18 protein-coding genes, 1 tRNA gene and 1 other RNA gene are annotated in these 21,327 nt (G+C 71.3%); 6 read left to right on the plus strand and 14 right to left on the minus strand.

The window, feature by feature from the left end; all coding sequences use genetic code 11:
* Positions 1-15 precede the first annotated feature (15 nt).
* Entirely contained in the window at positions 16-1,140 is a 1,125-nt protein-coding gene (locus Q0D75_RS00835) for a GNAT family acetyltransferase (protein WP_291048234.1), read from the plus strand.
* A 95-nt stretch (positions 1,141-1,235) separates the two neighbouring features.
* On the opposite strand, the gene Q0D75_RS00840 is transcribed toward Q0D75_RS00835, so the two are convergent.
* From Q0D75_RS00840 to ffs, 4 genes are all read right to left on the minus strand, one after another.
* Positions 1,236-2,444 (minus strand): acetate kinase, encoded by a 1,209-nt coding sequence (locus tag Q0D75_RS00840; protein ID WP_291048236.1) that lies wholly within the window; start codon positions 2,442-2,444, stop codon positions 1,236-1,238.
* Positions 2,441-4,687, minus strand: a complete 2,247-nt coding sequence (gene pta, locus Q0D75_RS00845) for a phosphate acetyltransferase (protein ID WP_291048239.1) — start codon at positions 4,685-4,687, stop codon at positions 2,441-2,443. Before pta ends, Q0D75_RS00840 begins: the two co-directional genes overlap by 4 nt.
* A gap of 99 nt (positions 4,688-4,786) precedes the next feature.
* Complete coding sequence (locus Q0D75_RS00850; RefSeq protein WP_291048241.1) at positions 4,787-5,440, minus strand: hypothetical protein; 654 nt, start codon at positions 5,438-5,440, stop codon at positions 4,787-4,789.
* Between the two features lie 162 nt (positions 5,441-5,602).
* An RNA gene (ffs, locus tag Q0D75_RS00855) (signal recognition particle sRNA small type) lies at positions 5,603-5,699 on the minus strand.
* A 70-nt stretch (positions 5,700-5,769) separates the two neighbouring features.
* On the opposite strand from ffs, the gene Q0D75_RS00860 reads away from it, so the two are divergent.
* Complete coding sequence (locus Q0D75_RS00860) at positions 5,770-6,423, plus strand: SDR family oxidoreductase (protein ID WP_291048243.1); 654 nt, start codon at positions 5,770-5,772, stop codon at positions 6,421-6,423.
* 77 nt (positions 6,424-6,500) lie between these two features.
* Positions 6,501-6,588, plus strand: a tRNA-Ser gene (locus Q0D75_RS00865).
* A gap of 69 nt (positions 6,589-6,657) precedes the next feature.
* On the opposite strand, the gene Q0D75_RS00870 is transcribed toward Q0D75_RS00865, so the two are convergent.
* A complete protein-coding gene (locus Q0D75_RS00870; RefSeq protein WP_291048246.1) occupies positions 6,658-7,095 on the minus strand; it encodes a DUF3151 domain-containing protein in 438 nt (145 codons plus the stop codon).
* Positions 7,096-7,174: 79 nt separating this feature from the next.
* On the opposite strand from Q0D75_RS00870, the gene Q0D75_RS00875 reads away from it, so the two are divergent.
* A complete protein-coding gene (locus Q0D75_RS00875; RefSeq protein ID WP_291048249.1) occupies positions 7,175-8,014 on the plus strand; it encodes a siderophore-interacting protein in 840 nt (279 codons plus the stop codon).
* Here Q0D75_RS00875 and Q0D75_RS00880 read toward each other — a convergent pair.
* Complete coding sequence (locus Q0D75_RS00880; RefSeq protein ID WP_291048251.1) at positions 8,011-10,437, minus strand: phosphoketolase; 2,427 nt, start codon at positions 10,435-10,437, stop codon at positions 8,011-8,013. The genes Q0D75_RS00875 and Q0D75_RS00880 overlap by 4 nt on opposite strands.
* A 169-nt stretch (positions 10,438-10,606) precedes the next feature.
* On the opposite strand from Q0D75_RS00880, the gene Q0D75_RS00885 reads away from it, so the two are divergent.
* Complete coding sequence (locus Q0D75_RS00885; protein ID WP_291048253.1) at positions 10,607-11,233, plus strand: hypothetical protein; 627 nt, start codon at positions 10,607-10,609, stop codon at positions 11,231-11,233.
* Here the strand turns inward: Q0D75_RS00885 and Q0D75_RS00890 are convergent.
* From Q0D75_RS00890 to Q0D75_RS00920, 7 genes are all read right to left on the minus strand, one after another.
* Positions 11,226-11,816 (minus strand): GNAT family N-acetyltransferase, encoded by a 591-nt coding sequence (locus Q0D75_RS00890; protein ID WP_291048254.1) that lies wholly within the window; start codon positions 11,814-11,816, stop codon positions 11,226-11,228. The two genes, Q0D75_RS00885 and Q0D75_RS00890, sit on opposite strands and share 8 nt — an antisense overlap.
* Positions 11,809-12,969: an o-succinylbenzoate synthase gene (gene menC, locus Q0D75_RS00895; protein WP_291048255.1), complete on the minus strand. Its 1,161-nt coding sequence runs from the start codon at positions 12,967-12,969 to the stop codon at positions 11,809-11,811. The genes Q0D75_RS00890 and menC overlap by 8 nt, the downstream gene beginning before the upstream one ends.
* Positions 12,970-12,997: 28 nt before the next feature.
* Positions 12,998-13,774 carry a phosphatase PAP2 family protein gene (locus Q0D75_RS00900; RefSeq protein WP_291048256.1) on the minus strand — a complete coding sequence of 259 codons (777 nt, stop codon included), beginning with the start codon at positions 13,772-13,774 and terminating at the stop codon, positions 12,998-13,000.
* A 145-nt stretch (positions 13,775-13,919) separates the two neighbouring features.
* Entirely contained in the window at positions 13,920-15,665 is a 1,746-nt protein-coding gene (locus tag Q0D75_RS00905) for a hypothetical protein (RefSeq protein ID WP_291048259.1), read from the minus strand.
* Complete coding sequence (locus tag Q0D75_RS00910) at positions 15,655-16,233, minus strand: hypothetical protein (protein WP_291048262.1); 579 nt, start codon at positions 16,231-16,233, stop codon at positions 15,655-15,657. The genes Q0D75_RS00905 and Q0D75_RS00910 overlap by 11 nt, the downstream gene beginning before the upstream one ends.
* A 278-nt stretch (positions 16,234-16,511) precedes the next feature.
* Entirely contained in the window at positions 16,512-18,119 is a 1,608-nt protein-coding gene (locus Q0D75_RS00915; RefSeq protein ID WP_291048264.1) for an MFS transporter, read from the minus strand.
* Positions 18,112-18,684, minus strand: a complete 573-nt coding sequence (locus Q0D75_RS00920) for a PadR family transcriptional regulator (protein ID WP_291048266.1) — start codon at positions 18,682-18,684, stop codon at positions 18,112-18,114. Before Q0D75_RS00920 ends, Q0D75_RS00915 begins: the two co-directional genes overlap by 8 nt.
* A gap of 108 nt (positions 18,685-18,792) precedes the next feature.
* Between Q0D75_RS00920 and xylB the strand changes: the two genes are divergently transcribed.
* Entirely contained in the window at positions 18,793-20,268 is a 1,476-nt protein-coding gene (gene xylB / locus Q0D75_RS00925; RefSeq protein WP_291048268.1) for a xylulokinase, read from the plus strand.
* A 19-nt stretch (positions 20,269-20,287) separates the two neighbouring features.
* On the opposite strand, the gene Q0D75_RS00930 is transcribed toward xylB, so the two are convergent.
* The gene (locus tag Q0D75_RS00930) at positions 20,288-21,322 is read right to left on the minus strand and encodes an acyltransferase family protein (RefSeq protein ID WP_366513391.1); all 1,035 of its coding nucleotides are present in this window, start codon (positions 21,320-21,322) and stop codon (positions 20,288-20,290) included.
* Positions 21,323-21,327 lie beyond the last annotated feature (5 nt).

Below are 21,327 nucleotides of genomic sequence, written 5' to 3' on the forward strand. Positions count from 1 at the left end.
TGTTATGCTCGACGGATGGCACGACAGCGCAACCTCGACGACCAGCAGCAGCGCCTCTCGGAGGCGACCTGGTCGGTGCTCACCGAGCGCGGTCTGACCGGCCTCACCCTGCGCGCCGTCGCCGAACGCGCCGGCTGCAGCACCGGACTCGTGCTGCACGCCTTCCCCGACAAGAAGGCGCTGCTGCTGCACGCCCGCGACGAGCTGCACGCCCGCACGGCGGCCACCGCCGACGCCGCCGAAGCATCCGGAGCATCCCCCCGGGACGCGCTGCTGGCCGTGCTGTTCAACGCGCTCGCACCCGAGTCGGGCGACGACGACGAGGCCCGGGTGTGGATCAGCTTCCTGGCCGCCGCCCTCGGCGATCCCGAGCTGGCCGCGCGCCACACCGAGCAGAACCGCCGCTTCGTCGACCGGATCGAGCGCCTCCTCGCCGCGTGCCGGCCCGACTGGGACACCTCGCGCACCCGCGAAGAGGCGCTCGTGCTGGTGGCGCAGTCGGAGGGCTTCAGCACCCTCGGTGCGGCGGATCCGGAGACCTACTCCCCCGCCGCCCAGCGCGCCGGCATGGCCCGGGCCGTGCGGCGCGCCCTCGACGACCCCGCGGATTCCCCGGCCCCGACGACGTCCGTGCCCGCAACCGGGCCCGAAATCGTGCCGGCCGGGCGAACGGATGACGCGGCCTCCGCCACCCTGCGGATCCGCCCGTTCGTGCCCACCGACACCGACTGGGTCGTCGACCTCTGGCAGCGCTGCGGCCTCACCCGCGCCTGGAACGACCCGCGCAAGGACATCGCCCGCAAACTCACGACGCAACCCGAGCTCTTCGTGGTCGCCGAGCGCGCACCGGGCACCGAGGGCGGCGGCGAGCGCCTCGGCACCGCCATGGCCGGCTACGACGGGCACCGCGGCTGGGTGAACTACCTCGCGGTCGATCCTGACACGCGGGGGAACGGGATCGGGCGCACGCTCATGGCACACCTCGAGCAGGCGCTCCGCGATCGCGGCTGCCCGAAGGTGAACCTGCAGATCCGCGAGGGCAACGAGCCCGTGTTCGCGTTCTATCGCGCGCTCGGCTACACGCCGGATGCCGCCGTCAGCTTCGGCAAGCGCCTGATCGCCGACGAGCAGATCGAGTAGACGGAGTTCGTGCAGGAATATGGGGCGCCGAGCGCACTATGAGCTCGGCGCTCGCTATTCCTGCACGAACCCCGGACGTCGTGCAGGGCGAACGCTCAGCGGGCCGAGACGGCCGCGAACGACTGCCGCGCGATCTCCAGCTCCTCGTTCGTCGGCACCACGAGCACCTGCACGCGCGACGACGGCGGCGAGATCCGCCGCACTCCGTCGGACGACGGGGCCGCGTTCCGCTCCTCGTCGACCTCGATGCCGAGCTCGCTCAGCCCCGCGAGCGCCCCCGCCCTCACGAAGGCGTTGTTCTCGCCGACACCGGCCGTGAACACCACCGCATCGACGTGCCCGAGCTGGGCGTAGTACGCGCCCACGTACCCCTTGATGCGGTGCAGGTACACGTCCAGCGCGAGCGCCGCGGCCTCCGCCTCGTCGCCGGTGCCGGACGTCGCCGCCTTCTGCACATCGCGCATGTCGCCGAGCCCCGAGAGCCCCAGCAAGCCGCTGCGCCGGTTCAGCAGCTCGTCGAGCTCGGCGAACCCCATCCCCGTCTTGCGGTGCAGGTGGAACACGATCCCGGGATCGAGGTCGCCCGACCGGGTGCCCATCACGAGCCCCTCGAGCGGCGTCATGCCCATCGAGGTGTCGGCCGAGCGCCCGCCCTCGATCGCGCAGGCGGAGGCCCCGTTCCCGAGGTGCAGCACGATGAGGTTGAGCGACGAGGCCGGCCGGCCGAGGAAGGCCGCGGTCGCCCCCGTCACGTACTCGAACGAGGTGCCGTGGAACCCGTACCGCCGCACCCGCTGCTTCTCGGCGAGCCGCGCGTCGATGGCGTAGGTGTAGGCCGCGGGCGGCAACGTCTGGTGGAACGCGGTGTCGAACACGGCCACCTGCGGCACCCCCGGGAAGGCCTTCTCGGCCGCCGTGATGCCGGCCAGGTTCGCCGGGTTGTGCAGCGGCGCGAGCTCGCTGAGGTCTTCGATGTTGATCTTCACCAGCTCGGTGACGACGGTCGCCTCGTGGAAGCGCTTGCCGCCGTGCACGACCCGGTGGCCGACGGCGGTCAGCGGATGCTCGGCAAGCGAGGGGCCGTGCGCCCCGAACGCGTCGATCATGGCCGCGAAACCGGCGGTGTGATCCGGGATGGGCGTCTCGCTCGTGTACGAGCCCTCGGGCGTCGTGTGCCGGGTCTGCCCGAGCGACTCGCCGATCCGCTCGACCAGGCCCGAGGCGAGTACCTGCTCGCTCTCGACCTCGATCAGCTGGTACTTGAACGACGAGGATCCGCTGTTGACCACCAGGATCGCGCTCATGAGGTGCCCTCCGCCTGGATCGCCGTGATGGCGATCGTGTTCACGATGTCTTGCACGAGCGCTCCCCGCGACAGGTCGTTGATCGGCTTGTTGAGCCCCTGCAGCACCGGCCCGACGGCGATGGCACCGGCGCTGCGCTGAACCGCCTTATAGGTGTTGTTGCCGGTATTCAGATCCGGGAATATGAAGACAGTCGCCCGGCCGGCCACCTTCGATCCCGGCATCTTGGCGGCGGCCACCACGGCATCCGTCGCCGCGTCGTACTGGATGGGCCCCTCGACCAGCAGCGACGGCCGCAGCTCGCGCACGAGAGCGGTCGCGGTGCGCACCTTCTCGACGTCGGCGCCGGAACCGGACGACCCCGTCGAGTACGACAGCATCGCCACCCGCGGCGCGATGCCGAACTGAAGGGCCGTCTCCGAGGAGGAGATCGCGATGTCGGCCAGCTGCTCGCTGGTGGGATCGGGCACCACGGCGCAGTCGCCGTAGACCAGCACCCGATCGGCGAGAGCCATCAGGAAGACGCTCGAGACCACCGAGACGCCGGGCCGGGTCTTGATGATCTCGAAGGCCGGCCGGATGGTGTGCGCCGTCGTGTGCACGGCGCCGGAGACCATGCCGTCGGCCAGGCCCAGCTGCACCATCATCGTGCCGAAGTACGAGACGTCGACCACCGTGTCGAAGGCCATGTCGAAGGTGATGCCCTTGTGCGAGCGCAACCGCTGGTACTCCTGCGCGAACCGCTGCCGCAGCTCGGGGTCGGAGGGGCTCACGACCGCGGCCTCGTCGATGTCGAGCCCGAGCTCCGCAGCCCGCCCGCGCACCGCATCCTCCTCGCCGAGGATCGTCAGCCGGGCGACGCCACGCTTCAGCACGGTGGCGGCGGCACGCAGGATGCGGTCGTCGCCGCCCTCGGGCAGCACGATGTGCTTGCCGGCGGCCCGGGCGCGATCCAGCAGCCCGTACTCGAACATCAGCGGCGTCACCACGTCGGCCTTGCTCACGTCGAGCAGTTTCAGCAGCTGGTTGCGGTCGACGTACTGCTCGAAGAGCCCGAGCGCGTTGTCGTACTTCACCTGCGAGTCGGCGGCCAGCCGGCCCCGGGTGGAGGTGATGCGCACGGCGGTCTCGTAGGTGCCGAGGTCGGTGCGGATGATCGGGATCTTCGGATCGAGCCCCACGATGAGCCGCATCACCGGCTCCGGAAGATCGAAACCGCCGTTCAGCACGATTCCGGCCAGCGACGGGAACGTGCCCGAGGCATTGGCCATCAGCACCGCGAGCAGCAGCTCGGCACGGTCGCCCGGCACCACCACGACGGCCCCCTCGGTGAGCCGCGGCAGTACGTTGCGCATCGACATCGCGGCCACCACCACGCCCAGCGCCTCGCGCGCCAGCAGCCGCTCGTCGCCGAGCACCAGCGTGCCGTCGATCGACTCGAGGATGCCGGCCATGCTCGGGGCCACGAGCACGCGGTCTTCAGGGATCGCCCACACCGGGACGCGGCGCGGCTGCACCGGAATCGAGGCCGTGACGGGAGCGACGGCGTCGGATGCCGCGGGCGACGACGCGGCGGCCAGCCCGTCCACGGCCTCCCGCGCCGCCGAGCCGATCGCGTCGCGGATCTTCTCCAGGTGCCCCGGGTCGGACCGGTTCGCGATGATGCCCACGAGCGTCGCGTGCGCGGTGCGCAGCTCCACCAGGGCCAGCTCGGTGATCTGCCGCATCTCGTCGGCGGTGCGCGCATCCGAGTGGCCGAGCAGCTCATCCGAGCCCTGGCCCTTGCGGCCGCCGAGCACCAGCAGAACCGGGGCGCCGAGGTTCGCGGCGATGCGCGCGTTGAAGCCGAGCTCGGTGGGACTGCCGACGTCGGTGTAGTCGGAGCCGAGGATGACGACGGCGTCGCACTCGCGCTCGACGGCCTTGTAGCGCTCGACGATGCGCGAGAGCGCGGCCTCGGGGTCGTCGTGCACGTCGTCGTAGGTGACGCCGATGGCCTGCTCGTAGTCGAGCCCGCTGCCCTCGCTGGCCAGCAGCATCTCGAGCACGTAGTCGCGCGCGCTCACCGAGCGGGCGACCGGGCGGAACACGCCGACCCGCTGCACCGAGCGGCGCAGCATGTCGAGCACGCCGAGCGCGATCGTCGATTTGCCGGAGTGCCCTTCGGCGGAGGTGATGTAGATGCTCTTGACGCCGGCACGCGGGGCGTCGGCGGGGATGGATGGGGTGTCGAAATGAGCCACGGAATCCTCTTCGGTCGTCCGTGTCCAATCCTAGGGCGACAGCCCCGCGGCGCGCCCGGGCGCGGGGCGATCACCCAGCTGCCGAGGGCCCCGCGCAAGTCACGCGCCGCAGTACTCGCTGGCGACGCTGGTGCCCACGACCACAGAGATGGCCTTGATCTCGCCCGATCCGTAGTCCTCGAAGTTGACCGTGCGGCCGTCGGCGGCGATCTGGTACACGGTCATCTTGTTCATGCCCACGTAGCTGTCGAGCTCGGGATAGGCGGCCTGCAGCTCGGTCACGGTCGAGCCCAGCCCGATGCCCTTCTCGGTGCGGGGTTGAGCAGCGGTGGCGCTCCACGAATCCAGCGGCAGCAGGCGCACGACGGTGATCGCCGCCGCCGGGTCGGTCACGTCGATGCCCGTCACCGCCGTGAGGCCGAGACCGCCGACGTCATAGGTGTCGACGCCCGGGCGGCAGGTGGACACCGCGGTCGGCATCACGGACTGGATGGCGCCGAGCGTCGAGTCGAGGTCGAGCGGCCCGATGCCGGCGTAGCTGATCACCCAGGTGCCGGGGTCGCCGGCCGAGTACGCGTCGGGATCCGGGGCCGGGTCGGTCGTGGGCTCGGCCGTCGGTGTCGCGGGGGCCGCCGTGGCCGTGACCGTGACCGTCGCGGTGGGAGCCGGTTCGGGCGACCCGGCGCATCCGGATGCCCCGAGCGCGATGGCCAGAACGACCCCGGCCAGCGTGACGGTGCGGCGGATCCTCATGATGTCTCCCTCGTGGCGCCGCGTCTCCATCGGCGTCCGGGAAAACACTAGGGGCAGAGCGGATGCCACGGCCTCCCCCCGAACGGGCCGTGCCGCAGACGGGACGGGCCGGGCCTGGCCTGGCCGCCGATGAAGAGGCGTCGGCGAGAGCGCCCCTTAACGAGAAAGGACTCCCCGCGCACCCGCCAGAGCCCGGTTACCCTTGCTACGTTTCCGTCCTGGGGGAGTTGGCCTGGATGGCGCCACACGGGGAGCCGGGAACCAGTGTAGCAAGTCGATCCGGGTGCCCGGACCTCGCGCTGCAGCGCCCGAGGGCGTTGACTGGGTTCATGAAGATCGCACTCGCGGGCGGCCACGGCCAGATCGCCCTGCTCACCACGAAACTGCTCGCCGCATCCGGACACGAGGTGTGGGGAATCATCCGCAACCCCGCCCACACCGAAGACATCGAGGCCGCGGGCGGGCAGTCGCTCGTGCTCGACCTCGAGCAGTCCGACTCGGAGACGCTCGCCGGCGAACTCGCCTCGCGCGAGGTCGACGCGGTGGTGTTCGCCGCCGGCGCCGGCCCCGGGTCGAGCGCCGAGCGCAAGCTGACCGTCGATCGCGACGGCGCCATCCTGCTCGCCGACGCCGCCTGGCGCGCGGGGGCGAAGCGCTACGTGCTCGTCTCCGCGATGGCCGCCGACGACTTCGACCCGGCAAGCGACGACGTGTTCCAGGTGTACCTGCGGGCCAAGAGCGAAGCGGATGCGGCGATCCGCGCCACCGACCTCGACTGGACGATCGTGCGACCCGGCGGGCTGACGGATGACGCGGCCACCGGTCTCGTGACCCTGGCGCCGTCGACCGGCCGCGGCAGCATCCCTCGCGCCGACGTGGCCTGGATCGTGTCGCAACTGCTCAGCACCGGCGGCGCCGTGCACCAGCAGTTCGAGGCGATCTCGGGCGAGACTCCCATCGCGGAGGCCCTCCGCGCGCTCTGAGCGACCCCTGGTTCGCGTCGCCCGATTCGTACGGGTAGGATGCTTCATGGTCATTCGCCCGTCAGGGTGAAGCTCCAGGAGAATTCGCCTAGTGGCCTATGGCGCACGCTTGGAAAGCGTGTTGGGTGCAAGCCCTCGGGGGTTCGAATCCCCCATTCTCCGCCACGAAGACCAAAGCCCCGGTGAGGGGCTTTGGTCTTTTTCGGTATCCGGCCGGTGGGCGCCGAACGGCGCCTAGCGCTCTCCGGCCTCGATGCGGGGGATCGCCGTGGCGTCGGCGCCGTCGAGGAACTCGGTGAGGCGCGTCACCTCGTCGGTCTCGCCGATGGCCTCGGCCGCGCGGCGGAGCATGTAGAGCGAGAGCAGCACGCCGCGGTTGCCGTCGTGCGAGAACGGCACCGGGCCCTGCCCGCGCCAGCCGGCCTTGCGCAGCGCGTCGAGGCCGCGGTGGTAGCCGACCCGGGCGTAGGCGTACGACGGAACCGGCTCGCCGCGCGAGAAGGCGCGATCGGACAGTGTGGCCCAGACCAGCGACGACGTGGGGAACTGCTTCACCGTGGTCTCCAGCACCTCGTCGACCTCCCAGCCCACGGCTCCCGCCAGCGCCTCGCGCACGCCGGGCTCGTCGGGCAGGAGGGTCTCGGGCACACCGAGGAGATTCGCGTTGCTCATGCTTCGATGCTACCCAGTGGCGCGACGCACGTCGTCGCCGGAGAGTTAGGCTTGCCTAACAGAGATTTGGAAGTGCAGCATGACGATTCCCTCCGCGCGGCCCGCCCGCCCGCAGACCACCCTCCGCGTGATCAGCCGTGAGCAGCTCTCCCCGCACCTGGTGCGGCTCGTGCTCGGCGGCGATCAGTTCGACTCGTTCGTCGACAACGGGCACACCGACAAGTACGTGAAGATCTTCTTCGCCAAGCCCGGGCTCGGGCTGCGGCCGCCCTACGACATCGAGGCGCTGCGCGAGACGCTCGCTCCCGAAGACCTCCCGGTCACCCGCACCTACACGGTGCGCGCGGCCGATCAGGATGCGCGCACCCTCACCATCGACTTCGTCGTGCACGGCGACGAGGGACTCGCCGGCCCCTGGGCCCGCGACGCCGAGCCGGGCGACGAGATCACCTTCCGCGGCCCCGGTGGCGCGTTCTCGCCCCGGCCCGAGTTCGACTGGTACCTGTTCGCCGGAGACCTCTCGGCGCTCCCCGCGATCGCCGCCGCCCTCGAGGCCCTCCCGGCCGACGCGACCGGCCTGGCCTTCGTGACCGTCTCGTCGGAAGACGACATCCTGCCGCTGGAGGCGCCGGAGGGCGTGACCGTGAACTGGCTGGTGCGTTCACCCGACGAGGACGACGGCACAGACCCCACCCTCGACCTCGCCGACGCGATCGCCGCCGAGCCCTGGCCCGAGGGCCGCCCGCAGGTCTTCGCCCACGGCGAGCGCACAGCGATGAAGGCCCTGCGCAACCTCTTCAAGGAGCGCGGCATCACCCGCGACCAGCTCTCGCTCTCGGGCTACTGGGCGCTCGGCCGCACCGAAGACCGCTTCCAGGCCGAGAAGCGCGAGCCGATCGGCGTCATCGAACCCGTCTAGAAGTCGGCGCTCGTCCCCGGATCGGCACCGGCCGCATCCGGCCCCTCCGCCGCCCGCAGCGGCAGCCCCGCGCTGCCCTGCACGTCGGGCATGTCCTCCCCGTGCGACCGCGTGTACGCCCGATGGGCCGCCCGCTCGTCGTCCATCCGCTGCGACAGCGCGGCGTACGCCGTGGCGAGCCGGGGCACCCGCCGGATGACGTCCATCACCAGCCGGAACCGGTCGAGGTCGTTCATCATCAGCATGTCGAACGGCGTGGTGGTCGTGCCCATCTCCTTGAAGCCGCGCACGTGCAGGTTGGCGTGGTTCGTGCGCCGGTAGGTGAGCCGGTGGATCAGTGCCGGATACCCGTGGAACGCGAAGATCACCGGCTTGTCCGGCGTGAACAGGGTGTCGAAGGCCTCCGAATCCAGGCCGTGCGGATGCTCGGCGCTGTCTTGCAGGCGCATCAGGTCGACGACGTTCACGAACCGCACCGCGAGATCCGGGATCTCGGTGCGCAGGATCTGAACCGCCGCCATCGCCTCGACAGTGGGGATGTCGCCCGCTGCCGCCACGACCACCTCGGGCTCCTCCCCCGGCCGCTCGGTGCCGGCCCACTCCCACACGCTCGCGCCGCGGGCACCGTGCGTGCGGGCCTCCTCGAGCGAGAGCAGAGACGCCGTCGGCTGCTTGCCTGCCACGATCACGTTGATCTTGTCCACGGTCGTGAAGCAGTGCTCGGCCGTGACCAGCAGCGTGTTGGCATCCGGCGGCAGGTACACCCGTACGATACTCGCCTGCTTGTTCACCACATGGTCGAGGAAGCCGGGATCCTGATGCGAGAAGCCGTTGTGATCCTGCCGCCAGACGTGCGACGAGAGCAGGTAGGTGAACGAGGAGACGGATCGGCGCCACGGCACCTTCGCGCTGGACTCCAGCCACTTCGCGTACTGGTTGAACATCGAGTCGACGATGTGGATGAAGGCCTCGTAGGAGGTGAAGAGGCCGTGCCGCCCGGTCAGCAGATACCCCTCGAGAAGCCCCTGGGCGAGGTTCTCGCTGAGCATCTCGATCACGCGCCCGTCGCGGGCGAGGTGCTCGTCGGTCTCCAGCACCTCCCCCTCCCACTGCTTGGCGGTGACGTCGTAGACGTCGTCGAGGCGGTTGGAGGCCACCTCGTCGGGCCCGAACAGCCGGAAGTCGTCGGGGTTGTCGCGGATGATCTCGCGCAGCCAGCGCCCCAGCTGCCGGGTGGGCTCCACCACGGCGCCGCGCCCCTCGCTCAGGTCGACCGCGTGCGGCTCGAGCGGCGGCAGGCTGAGCGTCTGCCGCAGCAGCCCGCCGTTGGCGTGCGGGTTCGCGCTCATCCGCAGTTCGCCCTCCGGTCGCAGGGCGTCCAGAAGCTCCGACGGCCGGCCGTCTGCGTCGAACAGCTCCTCCGGCCGGTACTCCCGCAGCCACTGCTCGAGCTGCGCGAGGTGCTCGGGGTTGTCGCGCACGCCGGAGAGCGGCACCTGGTGCGCCCGCCAGGTGTTCTCAACCGGCAATCCGTCGACCACCTTCGGGCCGGTCCAGCCCTTGGGGGTCTTCAGCACGATCATCGGCCAGGCGGGCCGCTCGAACAGCCCGCCGCTGCGGGCGAGCGCCTGGATCGCCTCGATGTCGGTGAGCGCCTCGGCGAGGGCCGCCTGGAATCGCTCGTGCACGGCCATCGGGTCTTCGCCGTCGAAGCCACCGGCCACGATCCGCGGCGAGTATCCGTAGCCCCGGAAGAGCGCGGTGAGTTCCGACTCGGGGATGCGGGCCAGGATGGTCGGGTTGGCGATCTTGTAGCCGTTGAGGTTCAGGATCGGCAGCACAGCCCCGTCGCTGGCCGGATCGAGGAACTTGTTCAGGTGCCAGCTGGTGGCCAGTGTGGCCGTCTCGGCCTCGCCGTCGCCGATCACGCAGGCCGCCACGAGCGAGGGATTGTCGAGCACCGCTCCGTAGGCGTGCACGAGCGAGTAGCCGAGCTCCCCGCCCTCGTTGATCGAACCGGGGGTCTCGGGTGCGGCGTGCGAGGGGATGCCGCCCGGGAAGGAGAACTGCCGGAACAGCCGGTCGCGCCCCGTGGCATCCAGCGGGATCTGCGGGAACAGCTCGGAGTACGTGCCGTCGAGCCAGGCGTTCGCCACCACGCCGGGGCCGCCGTGGCCGGGGCCCGCAAGGTAGATCACGTCGGTGCCGCGCTCGACGATCAGCTTGTTCAGGTGCGCCCAGACGAGGTTGAGCGCCGGGGTGGTGCCCCAGTGCCCGAGCAGCCGCGGCTTGATGTCGGCCGGAACGAGCGGCCGCTCACGCAAGGGATCGGCCAGCAGGTAGATCTGCCCCACCGACAGGTAGTTGGCGGCACGCCACCAGGCATCGACGACGGACAGGGACACCGTTCCGGAACCGGTCATGGCCCCAGCCTACGGAGACGGTGCCCCGCCACAAGGGGCTGGGCGAAGCCTGGGAGCTTTCTGCGCCATGTCCCCCGGACGACCGCTATCGCTGCACCCGACGGCCCCGTATCCTCGGAGCAGATCACCCATCGAGGCCTGAGGCAGGCCCCGGCAGAGGCGAGAGCAGATGACCACACGGCCCGGCGCCACGGCGCGAGTCGTGCGACCTCGCGCCCAGATCTTCAGCCAGACGCGCTTGGTGGCGGCCGCTCTCATCCTGCCGATCTTCGCGGCCATGTTCTGGTTCGCGATCCCGCGCGGCACCTGGCCGCGCGTCATCATCGCGCTGGCGTTCGTCGTGGTGGTCTACACCGCCGGCTCGCTGCTGCTGCGCGGGGTCAGCATCCGGATCAGCCACGACGGCCTGATCGAACGCGGCTTCTTCGTGCACGACAACCGCATCCCGGCCAAGCGGATCGCCACGGCTCTGGTGCTCGAGGTGTACCGGGGCGCCACCACCGAGACCAACCGGCAGCTCTTCCTGCTCGACTCCTCGGGCGAGCTGCTGATGCGGATGCGGGGCGAGTTCTGGACCAACGACGACATCGAGATGGTCGCCGAGGCGTTCGACGTGCCCGTGCAGCGACGCGCCGACCCCGTCACCTCGGCGAAACTGCGCGCGGAACTGCCCGACCTGATCTACTGGTTCGAGCGCTGGCCCTGGGTGGGCGGTCTCGCGATCGCCGGCGCGATCTCGCTGATGGCCCTGGTGCTGATCGCGCTGATGTCGCCGGCCTCCCTCGTCGTCAGCTGAGCAGCCGGCCGAACACGATCCCGTCGGCGTCGCGGCGTCGTTCGGTGAATCCGACCCGGGCGTAGAAGGCCTGGGCGCCCTCGTTGCGCGGGTCGACGACGAGGTGCACGCCGGGTACTCCCTCGGCGGCGAGCTGTTCCAGGCAGTGCTCGACGAGGCGGCGGCCGAAGCCGGATCCCTGGCCTTCGGGCAGGAGATCGACGTGCAGGTGGGCCGGGTACTCCTCGTCCGCCGAGCGCAGCATGTCGGCGGCGTGGCGGCCGCGGGCATCGGCATTCAGCAGCGGGCTGGGCCGCGCCTCGAACCGTGCGGCGAAGCTCGCGGTGTCGGCCGCGGCGAGCAGGTAGCCGAGCACGCGGCCTTCACGCTCCGCCACCCAGGCGTGCTCGCGCTCGAGGTCGAGATAGGGGGCCGCGTAGCGCTCGGTCAGCTCGCGCGGATCGCCGAGCCCCGTGGCATCCCGGCCCGCATCGCCGGTGAGCACGCAGATCGACAGCACCGCCTGCCGATCCGACTCCAGCACCGACCCCGACACCGAATCCGACACCGGCGCCGGGTCGTAGAGGCGGATGCGCTCACCCACGCGCGAGCAGCACCGACGGGCGGGTCGCCCACTCGCCCACCAGCTCGGTGCGCACCGTCACACCCGACCCCGGGCCCGCCGGCACCGCGAGCCGGCCGTCCATCAGCACGAACGACTCGGTCAGGTCTTCGGCGAAATACCGGTTCGACGCCGAGGTGTCGCCCGGCAGCGTGAATCCGGGAAGCGCGGCGAGCGCCACGTTCGCGGCCCGGCCGAGCCCCGTCTCGAGCATGCCGCCGCACCACACCGGCACGTCGCGGGCGCTGCAGACGTCGTGCACGCGGATCGCTTCGAGGTAGCCGCCCACCCGGCCGGCCTTGATGTTCACGATGGCCGTGGCGTCGCGGTCGATCGCATCCTGAGCCACCGAGGCCGAGGTGATCGACTCGTCCAGGCACACCGGGGTGTCGATGGCCTGCGCCAGGCGCACGTGCGCCGCGATGTCCTCCTCGACGAAGGGCTGCTCGATCAGCAGCAGCCCGAAGGCGTCGAGCTCGCGCAGGTGGTCGATGTCGCCGATCGTGTAGGCCGTGTTCGCATCCACCTGCAGCAGAGCGGATGCGCCGAGCAGCTCGCGCACGGCGGCCACCGGCTCGAGATCCCAGCCCGGTTTGATCTTCAGCTTGATGCGCCGGTAGCCCTCGTCGACGTAGCCGCGCACCTCCTCCAGCAGCTCGTCGATCGACGGCGCGATTCCCACCGACACCCCGCAGTCGACCTCGGGCCGCACGGCACCGAAGTACTCGCCGAAGCTGATGCCGGCGGCGCGGGTCTGAGCGTCGAGCACGGCGGTCTCCAGCGCGGCCTTCGCCATCCGGTGGCCCACCACGAAGGAGAGGGCGGATGCCACATCCGGCGCCCGCAGAAAACGCGCCTCGAGCAGGGCCGGCGCGAGGTAGTGCTCGATCACGCGTGCGGCGCCCTCGACGTATTCGCTCGAGTAGACCGGGTCGGCCATCGCCACGCATTCGCCCCAGCCCTCGCCCTGCTCGGTCAGCACTCGCACGAGCAGCACCTCGCGGGCCGTCTGCCGGCCGAAGCTGGTCTCGAACGGCCGCACGAGGGGCATGGCGATCCGGTGCAGCTCGATGGCCTCGATCGCGACCGGCAGCGCCGATCCCGGGTGCGTCTGGAGCGGGTCGACCGAGGTCATGGGCGGCCGGCGTCCGCCGGGAGGATTCTCATGAGTCGACGTTACCGGGTTCGACCGGCCGAGCGGAATGGCTCCAGAAGGGCCGGTGGGAGGCCGATCTCTCGCGGTAGAGCTTCGCGGCGAATGGCGCCCAGAGCAGCACGGCGACTCCGGCGCCGAGCAGTAGTCCGCCGATCGTGTCGCTCAGCCAGTGCGCCCCCAGGTAGGTGCGGCTGACCATCATGAGCAGGGTGTACACCGATCCGGCCACCCAGATCCAGGTTCGCGCGAACACGATGCCGAGCACGACCGCGAGGGTGGCGGCGTTCGCCGAGTGGCCGGAGGGGAAGGATCCGAAATCGGAGACGACGAGGATGTCTTCGGGCCGGGGCCGCCCGATCGCCGTCTTCAGCACCTGCACGGCGGCCGCGCTCACGATGATGGCGAGGGTGAAGTAGAGCGCCGCCCAGGGCCTCCGGAAGATCAGCAGCAGAGCGATGGTGATCAGCGGCACCACGAAGACCGCCACGAAGCCGCCGCCGAGCGCGTTCATCACGAGCGAGGGCACGTCCCACACGGGCGAACGGTGCTCGAGGATCTCGTCCATCCATTCGCTGTCGAACGAGAACGGCAGGCCGCGCTCCCGCAGCACCACCACGGCGCCCAGCAGCACCACGAGCAGCACGGCCACCGCCGCCGACACGACCGGCCACCGCCGCGCGATCCGGTACGGCGCCGGCACTCCCGGCCCGCTGCCGCCGCCCGCGCCCCCGGAAGTGCCCGCTCCGGACTCTTCGGCAGGCCCTGCGGGCGCACTGGTCGACATCCCGCGATGCTACCCCGCCCGCAAGGCGCACGCCGCCGGATCGAGAAGTCGCAGATGGCCCCCAAAGGCGGCCTATGGGGGCCATTTGCGACTTCTCGATGGGGTGGGGAGGGGGGTGGGTGTGGGGAGGGGGTGGGTGGGGTGCTCAGTCGGGGAGGATGAGGGGGGCCACCGCCGTGGCCGGGGAGCCGCCGGGGAGTTCGCCGGTGACTCGGCCGGCGGACATCGTGACCACGCGGTCGCTGACGGCGAGCAGCAGATCGAGGTCGGAGCAGAGGAGCACCACGCCTTTGCCGGCGGCACGTGCGCGGTCGAGGTCGGCGAGCAGCTCGTCACGCTCCTCGGGCGCGAGGCCGCGGAACGGCTCGTCGAGAAAGAGCACCAGGCGATCGGATGCGGGGAACTCGCGCATCAGGCCCCGCACGCGACCGGCGGCGTCACCATCGCGGCTGATCGAGCGCACGGCGTCGAGCGCCCGGCGGCCCAGGTCGGCTCCCGCCCCGCTGAGACCGGGGCCGAACCTGCCGGAGCCACCCTCTGCGAGCCCGGCGTCCCGCTCGACCATGCCCATCGCGGCGAGCCCTCGCACGCGGCCCGCCGGCACCGGAACCACGAGGCCGCCGACGATCCGCATCCGGTACCGCGGGGAATCCGTGCCGACGAAGAAGAGGCCGGCCGCGATCGAACTCTCGATCGAGGAGGTGTCGATGCGTTCGCCGCGCACGAACACCGAGCCCGAGGGGTTCGTGCCGGCCTGCCCGCCGTAGACGCTGAGCAGCAGCAGGTCGGCACCGGAATCGTCGACGCCGGCGAGCCCGACGACCTCACCCGCCACGACCGACAGACCGGCATCCTGCACCACGAGCCGGGAGGGATCCAGCACGTCGTGCGTCGACCAACCGGTGATGCGCAGCACCTCGGAACGCGGCCCGGCCTCGACCGGGCGGGATGTGCTCGCAGCCGGTCGGCCGCCGCCCTCGCGCTGACCCTCGCTGGAGCCAGAGCCGGCTCCAGAGCCCGAACGGGCACCGGAACCGGATCCGGAGCCCTCGGCGGAGCCAGACCCCGGCCGGGCGCTCGAACCGGAGCCGGAGCCCACGCCGACGCCGGAACGCCCGCCGTATCCGGCCGGCACCTCCACGGTCTGGCGCCGGTCCACCATCTCCTGCAGGATGCGGTCGCGAACGGCATCGGCGCCGTCGGCGTCCCACTCGGAACGCGGATGCTGCGCCACCGCCGCCCCGTCGCGGGCGACCAGAACCGCGTCGGCGTAGCCGAGCGCCTGCCGAGGCTTCTGCGTGAGCACGAGCACGGCCGCGCCGCCGTCACGCAGCACGCCGAGCGCGGCGATCAGGCGGGCCGACTCGGCTGCCTCCAGCAGGGCGGTCGGCTCGTGCAGCACGACGGCGGATACCCCGCGCCGACGGGCCCGCGCCAGCTCGACCAGGAGCCGGTCGAACTCCCCGAGTCCACCGGCGGCGGCCATGGGCGAGAGCGTGCTGCCCAGGGCCGCGAGCTCCTGGGCCGCCTCGGCGCGCATCCCGGCCCAATCGAACCCGACGGGGAGCGGACCGATACGGCGGGAACGCAGGTCGCCCAGGAACACGTTCTCGGTGACATCCATTCCCGTGGTGATGGCCCGCGAGCGAGCCACCAGCGCGAACGACGGGCCGCTCCCCCTCGCCGGCTTCTCGTGCAGGATGCGCTCCGTCACCTCGTGCAGCAGGGCGCCGAAGCCCGAACCGTTCTCGCCGCAGAGCGCCACGATCGTGCCGGCCGGCAGCACGATCTCAGGCCCCCGGCCGAACGGGAGCGTGACCGCTCCCGAGAAGGACGACGCCGCGCGGACGTGCTCAGCACCTCCCGCGCCGGCGTCGCCCTCAGTGCTCACGCGCCAACGCTAGCGGCTCGGCGACCGGGCGGGGCGCCGTCGAGCGCCCCGCCCTGGCCGCCTGGGCCGAGAACGTCAGTCGCACGCGGTCGGCACGAGAGCCCTCGGAGCCGGCCGAGCCGTCTTCGAGAGCACTTTCGCCCACCAGGGTGAGCCCGGCATCCGTCGCCGCGAGCGCCCGCCAGGCCAGCGCCTTCTGTGTGGCGGGGTCGTCGCGGAGTGCCGCGTCGACCTCGATCACGTAGTCGGGTGCCAGGATGGCCCCGGCCGAAGCGAACGCCCGGTGCGCCGAGCGGATCAGCGCCGCCCCCCACACCTCGGGGTGCGGCAGCGACGCGTCGACCAGCAGGCAGTGCAGTTCGACGGGATGCACGGCCCCGACGGGCCCCCACCAGACGCCGCGAGCGACGGGGCGCTCGTCGACGAAGGCGAGCCAGGTCCAGTCGCGACGGTACTCGCCCGCGGCCAGGCCCCGGCCGAAGGCCGTCGGATCGACCCACGAGACGGGGTCGGGATTTCGGAATTGCAGCAGCGATCGATCGTGATCGCGACTCGATGATGTGAACACGAGAAGGTCCTCCAACAGGAACACAGAATGATGGAGGCGCTTGCAGATGGGCTCTGCCCGGGTCGGCGGTCAGGCCGCGGAGCGAGAGACGGAGGGAAGCGCCATGGAGAGGGAACGGAAGGTCTGAATCACAAGGGTGCTTTCAGAAGAAAAGAATTCCGGTTCGTTCATGGTGTTCACCTCCTCAGGTCTCTCAGGGCGACCGTGGTGTCGCGAATTCCGAGGCTAGCGGCTACGGACGGCCCGGCGCAACCCTTTTGGGGGCCAGGATGCCGCGATCAGTGCCCGCCGCCCGGCCCGCCCGGCGCGGAAGTGCGCCGCGGCAGCGCGAACACCAGCAGGAACGCCAGCACGCTGAACGCCACGCTCACCCCCATCGCCGCCGCCGAGCTCGCGCCGAAGCCGTTCGCGAGGTCCTCCGGCGATCCTCCGCTGACCACCAGCGACCCGAAGAACACGCTGCCGATCACCGCGATGCCCACCGCGCTGCCGACCCGCTGCATGGCGCTGATGACGCCCGAGGCGGCCCCCGCATCCTGACGGTCGACGGTCGCCACGATGAACTGGGCGTTCGGGGCGATGAACAGACCGTTGCCGAGGCCGGCCAGGAACAGCGGCGCGATCAGCATCCAGTTGGTGAGATCGATCGGGGCGGTGACCATCAGCACGATCCACACCCAGGCGAGGCCGATGGTGACCGCGGCGGTGCCGATGATCAGCACGGTGCGCCCGAGGCGCTGCGAGAGCCGGTTGCTCTGCGAGGAGCCGATGATCGACCCGATCGCGAACGGGATCGAGACGATCCCCGATTCGAGGGCGGTGTGGCCGAGACCGGCCTGCCAGAGCAACGAGATGGTGAAGAAGATGCTCGTGAAGGCGGCGAAGTACACCAGCGCGAGGATGGTGCCCCCGGTGAAGGCGGGGTGGCGGAACAGCCGCGGCGGCACGAGCGGGACGCGGCCGCGCTTGGAGTACGCGACCTCCCAGGCGCCGAACGCCACGAGCAGCAGCACACCGGCGCCGAGGGTGAGGAAGGTCCAGAGCGGCCAGCCCTCGTCTTCACCCTGGATGAGCGGCACGAGCAGCGCCACCAGGCCGGCCGAGATCAGCACCAGGCCGAGCCAGTCCATGCCCTGCTTGGCCGGACTCTGGGTGGCCGGTCGCTGGGCGGCCGGAGCCTGCTTGGCCGGAGCCTGCTTGACGGCACCGCCGGCCACGGCCGAGCTCACCGCATCCGTCTCCCGCCGCGACGGCAGCAGGACGGCGGCCGCGATCAACGTCGCGAGCCCGATCGGCAGGTTCACGCCGAACACCAGCCGCCAGCCCTCCTCGGAGCCGAAGGCCTGGATGATCAGCCCACCGACGACCGGCCCGAGAGCGCTCGAGACACCGATCACGGCCCCCATGATGGCGAAGGCCTTGCCGCGCGAACGAGCCGGGAACAGCAGCTGGATGTAGGCGGTGACGGCCGGCACGAACATGCCGCCGGCCAGGCCCTGAACCACGCGCGAGACCACGAGCTGGGTGTCGTTCTGCGAGAGGCCGCAGGCCAGGCTCGCGAGGGTGAAGAGTGCGATGCCGGTGAAGAACACCCACTTGTGGCCGATCCGGTCGCCGATGCGGCCCGCGGGGATGAGCGCGAGTCCGAAGGCGAGGGCGTAGCCGGAGATGATCCACGACAGCGTCGCCTCCGAGGCGTCGATGCTGGTGCGGATGCTCGGCAGGGCCACGTTCACGATCGTGGTGTCGAGCAGGGCGATGCACATGCCGGCCAGCAGCACGATCAGCGCCTGCCAGGCGCGGCGCGGGATGGCGGGCGGGGCCCCCGCAGAGGCGCCGGCTGTGGCCGGGGCGCCGGCGGTCGCGGGGCGGTTCTGGTCAGTCATCGTGGTGCACCTTCCGGGTGAGTTCGTCGGCGACGATCTCGGGGATCATCGCGAGCAGTCGTTCGTGGGAGTCGATCTCCGCGCGGATCCGGTCGGCCCGGTGCTCCATCACCCAGACCTCCACCACGGTGAGATAGGGCAGGGCGGACGCCATCCGCCGCTGCTGTTCGGCCAGGTTCTCGGCCAGCCCGTCGATCCGGGCCTGGATCGCGGCGGGCAGCCGGTCGAGCCGGTCCCGGTCGAGGCGCGTCACCGCCAGGTCGAAAGGATCGTTCTTCAGCACCAGCCGGCGCAGGCCCTCCTCGCGCAGCACCGTCAGGGCGGCGCGGCCCTCTGCGGTGATGTCGAACACCTGACGCTCGGGATAGGAGCCCTCTCGCTCGACCCGCAGCTCGTGGATGAGCCCCTCGTTCGCGAGCCGTTTGATCGCCCCGTAGAGCGCGCCGACCGACACGTCCGCCCAGAGGTGGATGCGCTCCTCCTCGGCCAGCAGCCGCAACTGATGCCCGTGCATCGGCCCGCGCTCGTCGAAGGCACCGAGGATGAACAGCCGGATCGGGGACACGCCGACTACTTTCGCACGAGTAGTTCGACGAAAGCAAGTCTAATATGTTGCCACTCAGAACTTTTCTGGAATCGCACCCCGCTGCATCCGCCCCACCAGGAGACACCAATGACGCTCGTCGCCGGCATCGACTCATCCACCCAGAGCTGCAAGGTCGTGATCCGCGACCTCGCCACCGGAGCCCTCGTGCGGCAGGGGCGCGCCTCGCACCCCGCCGGCACGGAGGTCGACCCCGAGGCGTGGTGGGACGCCCTGCTCACCGCGATCGCCGACGCCGGCGGGCTCGACGATGTGGCGTCACTGGCCGTGGCGGGACAGCAGCACGGCATGGTCGTGCTCGACGAGCACGGCGCCGTCATCCGCCCGGCGCTGCTCTGGAACGACACCCGCTCGGCGCCGGCCGCCCGCGCCCTGATCGAGGAGTTCGGGGCCGAGGGCATGGCCGAGCGCACCGGATCCGTTCCGGTCGCCTCGTTCACCGCCACCAAGCTGCGCTGGCTGCGGGACGCCGAGCCGGAAGCCGCCGCCCGAGTGGCGGCGGTCGCCCTCCCCCACGACTGGCTGACCTGGCGCCTGCGCGGCTTCGGCCCCGCCTCGGCCGCCCCGCTCGGCCCCGTGCTCGACGAACTGGCGACCGACCGCTCGGATGCCAGCGGCACCTCGTACTGGAACCCGCGGCTCGGCGAGTACGACCGCGAGCTGCTGGCCGCCTGCCTCGGCCACGACGCCGTGCTGCCCCGGGTGCTCGGGCCGGCCGAGGCCGCCGGGCGCACGGTGGCGTTCTCGGCGACGCCGTCCGCAGCAGCCCCCGCCGCGACATCCGTCGACACGGCCGTGTCGATCCCCGAGGGCATCCTGGTCGCGGCCGGAGCGGGCGACAACGCCGGCGCCGCCCTCGGCCTCGGCGCCACCGAGGGCGATGTCGTGGTGTCGATCGGTACCAGCGGCACCGTGTTCGCGGTCACCGGCGAGCCCTCGGCCGACGCCTCGGGAACCGTCGCCGGGTTCGCCGACGCCTCGGGCGCCTTCCTCCCCCTCGTCGCCACACTGAACGCCGCGCGCATCCTCGACAGCACCGCCGCCCTGCTCGGAGTCGACCACGCCACCCTCGGCGAGCTCGCCCTGGCCGCCCCGGCCGGAGCCGGCGGCCTCGTGCTGCAGCCCTACTTCGAGGGCGAGCGCACCCCCAACCTGCCGGATGCCACGGCCACCCTGTTCGGCATGACCCTCGCGTCCACCACCCGCGAGGGCCTCGCCCGCGCGGCGATCGAGGGGCTGCTGTGCGGCCTGGCCGACGGCCTCGACGCCGTGCGCCGGGTGGGCGTGGTGCCCGAGCGCCTGCTGCTGATCGGCGGCGCGGCCCTCAACCCCGCCGTGCAGACGATCGCCGCCCAGGTGTTCGATGTGCCGGTGACGGTTCCGACGCCCGGCGAGTACGTCGCCGACGGCGCGGCCACGCAGGCCGGCTGGGCCCTCAGCGGAGAACGCCCGGCCTGGCCGATCTCGGTCGTGGCCGAGCCCACGCCCGACCACCGCCCCGTCATCCGCGAGCAGTACGCCGCGCGGGCAGTCCCCCAGCTCTGACCCCCGCCGTGCATCCGGATCAGCCGCGGCCGCGCACCGGCCGCGCCCACGTCTTCGGGAGCGCGAACAGGAAGCCCAGGCCGATGCGTTTCGCCAGCGCCTCCGTCCCCACGCAGAGCGCCAACGTGGCCGCGAGCAGCACCCACGGGTAGGCGGCCACGAGCCAGGGCCGGTCTCGGATGCCTTCGGCGAGCTCCGGATGCTGCACGAACACGTCGTTCGCGACGATGAACACGAAGGGGTGCACCAGGAAGATCGCGAGCGTGTGACGTCCGAGGTAGCGCAGGGGTGCCGCCATCCGGTGCCCGCCCACCCGCACGGCGAGCTGGATGCCGAGCACCACTCCCGCGACGCCGGCCAGCAGGTAGATGCCGAAGTCGATCGAGGTGAGCACGTAGAGCAGGGTGAGCGCCGTGTAGCTCAGGGCGGCGGCGAGCAGAGGCCCGATCCGCGAGTGGGCGACGATCCAGTCGACCAGCTCAGGCGCTCTGGCCGCCAGCACGTAGAACACGAAGCACCGCAGCAGGCTCTCGCCGAGGCCCTCGAACCACGTGGTGCCGATCACCGAGAGCAGCACACCGACGCCCACGACGACGGATGCCGGTATCCGGTGGGTGAGGCGCGTCACCACGTAGAACAGCACGAGGGCGTAAAGATACCAGAGCACCGTCTGCGGCCACACGAGGTTGCCCGCCAGGAACGGCAGCGGTTCGACGACTCCGCCGGTACCCCACCGCTCGCGACCGAGATCGACCAGCAGGTTCAGCACCAGCCAGAGCCCGAAGAGGTACGCCGGCGTCCACACCCGCGGCCGGGCATCCGCCGCCCAGGGCCGCTGCACCGCCCGTGTCGCGAGGTAGCCCGACACCAAGAAGAACAGCGGCATCCGCAACGGGGCCGAGAAGTCGACGACGGCGGTGACCGCCTCCGACCCCTCAGACCCGTAGAAGAAGTAGATGTAGTGCAGCAGGAACAGGTGCAGCAGCACCACGAGCACGATGCTCACCCCGCGAGCGAAGTCGGGCCACGCGAGCCGCCCGCCCGCCACTGGCACGTCGC

Origin of the sequence: Herbiconiux sp. (assembly GCF_023264855.1) — a bacterium.
In the GTDB taxonomy this organism is placed as follows: domain Bacteria; phylum Actinomycetota; class Actinomycetes; order Actinomycetales; family Microbacteriaceae; genus Herbiconiux.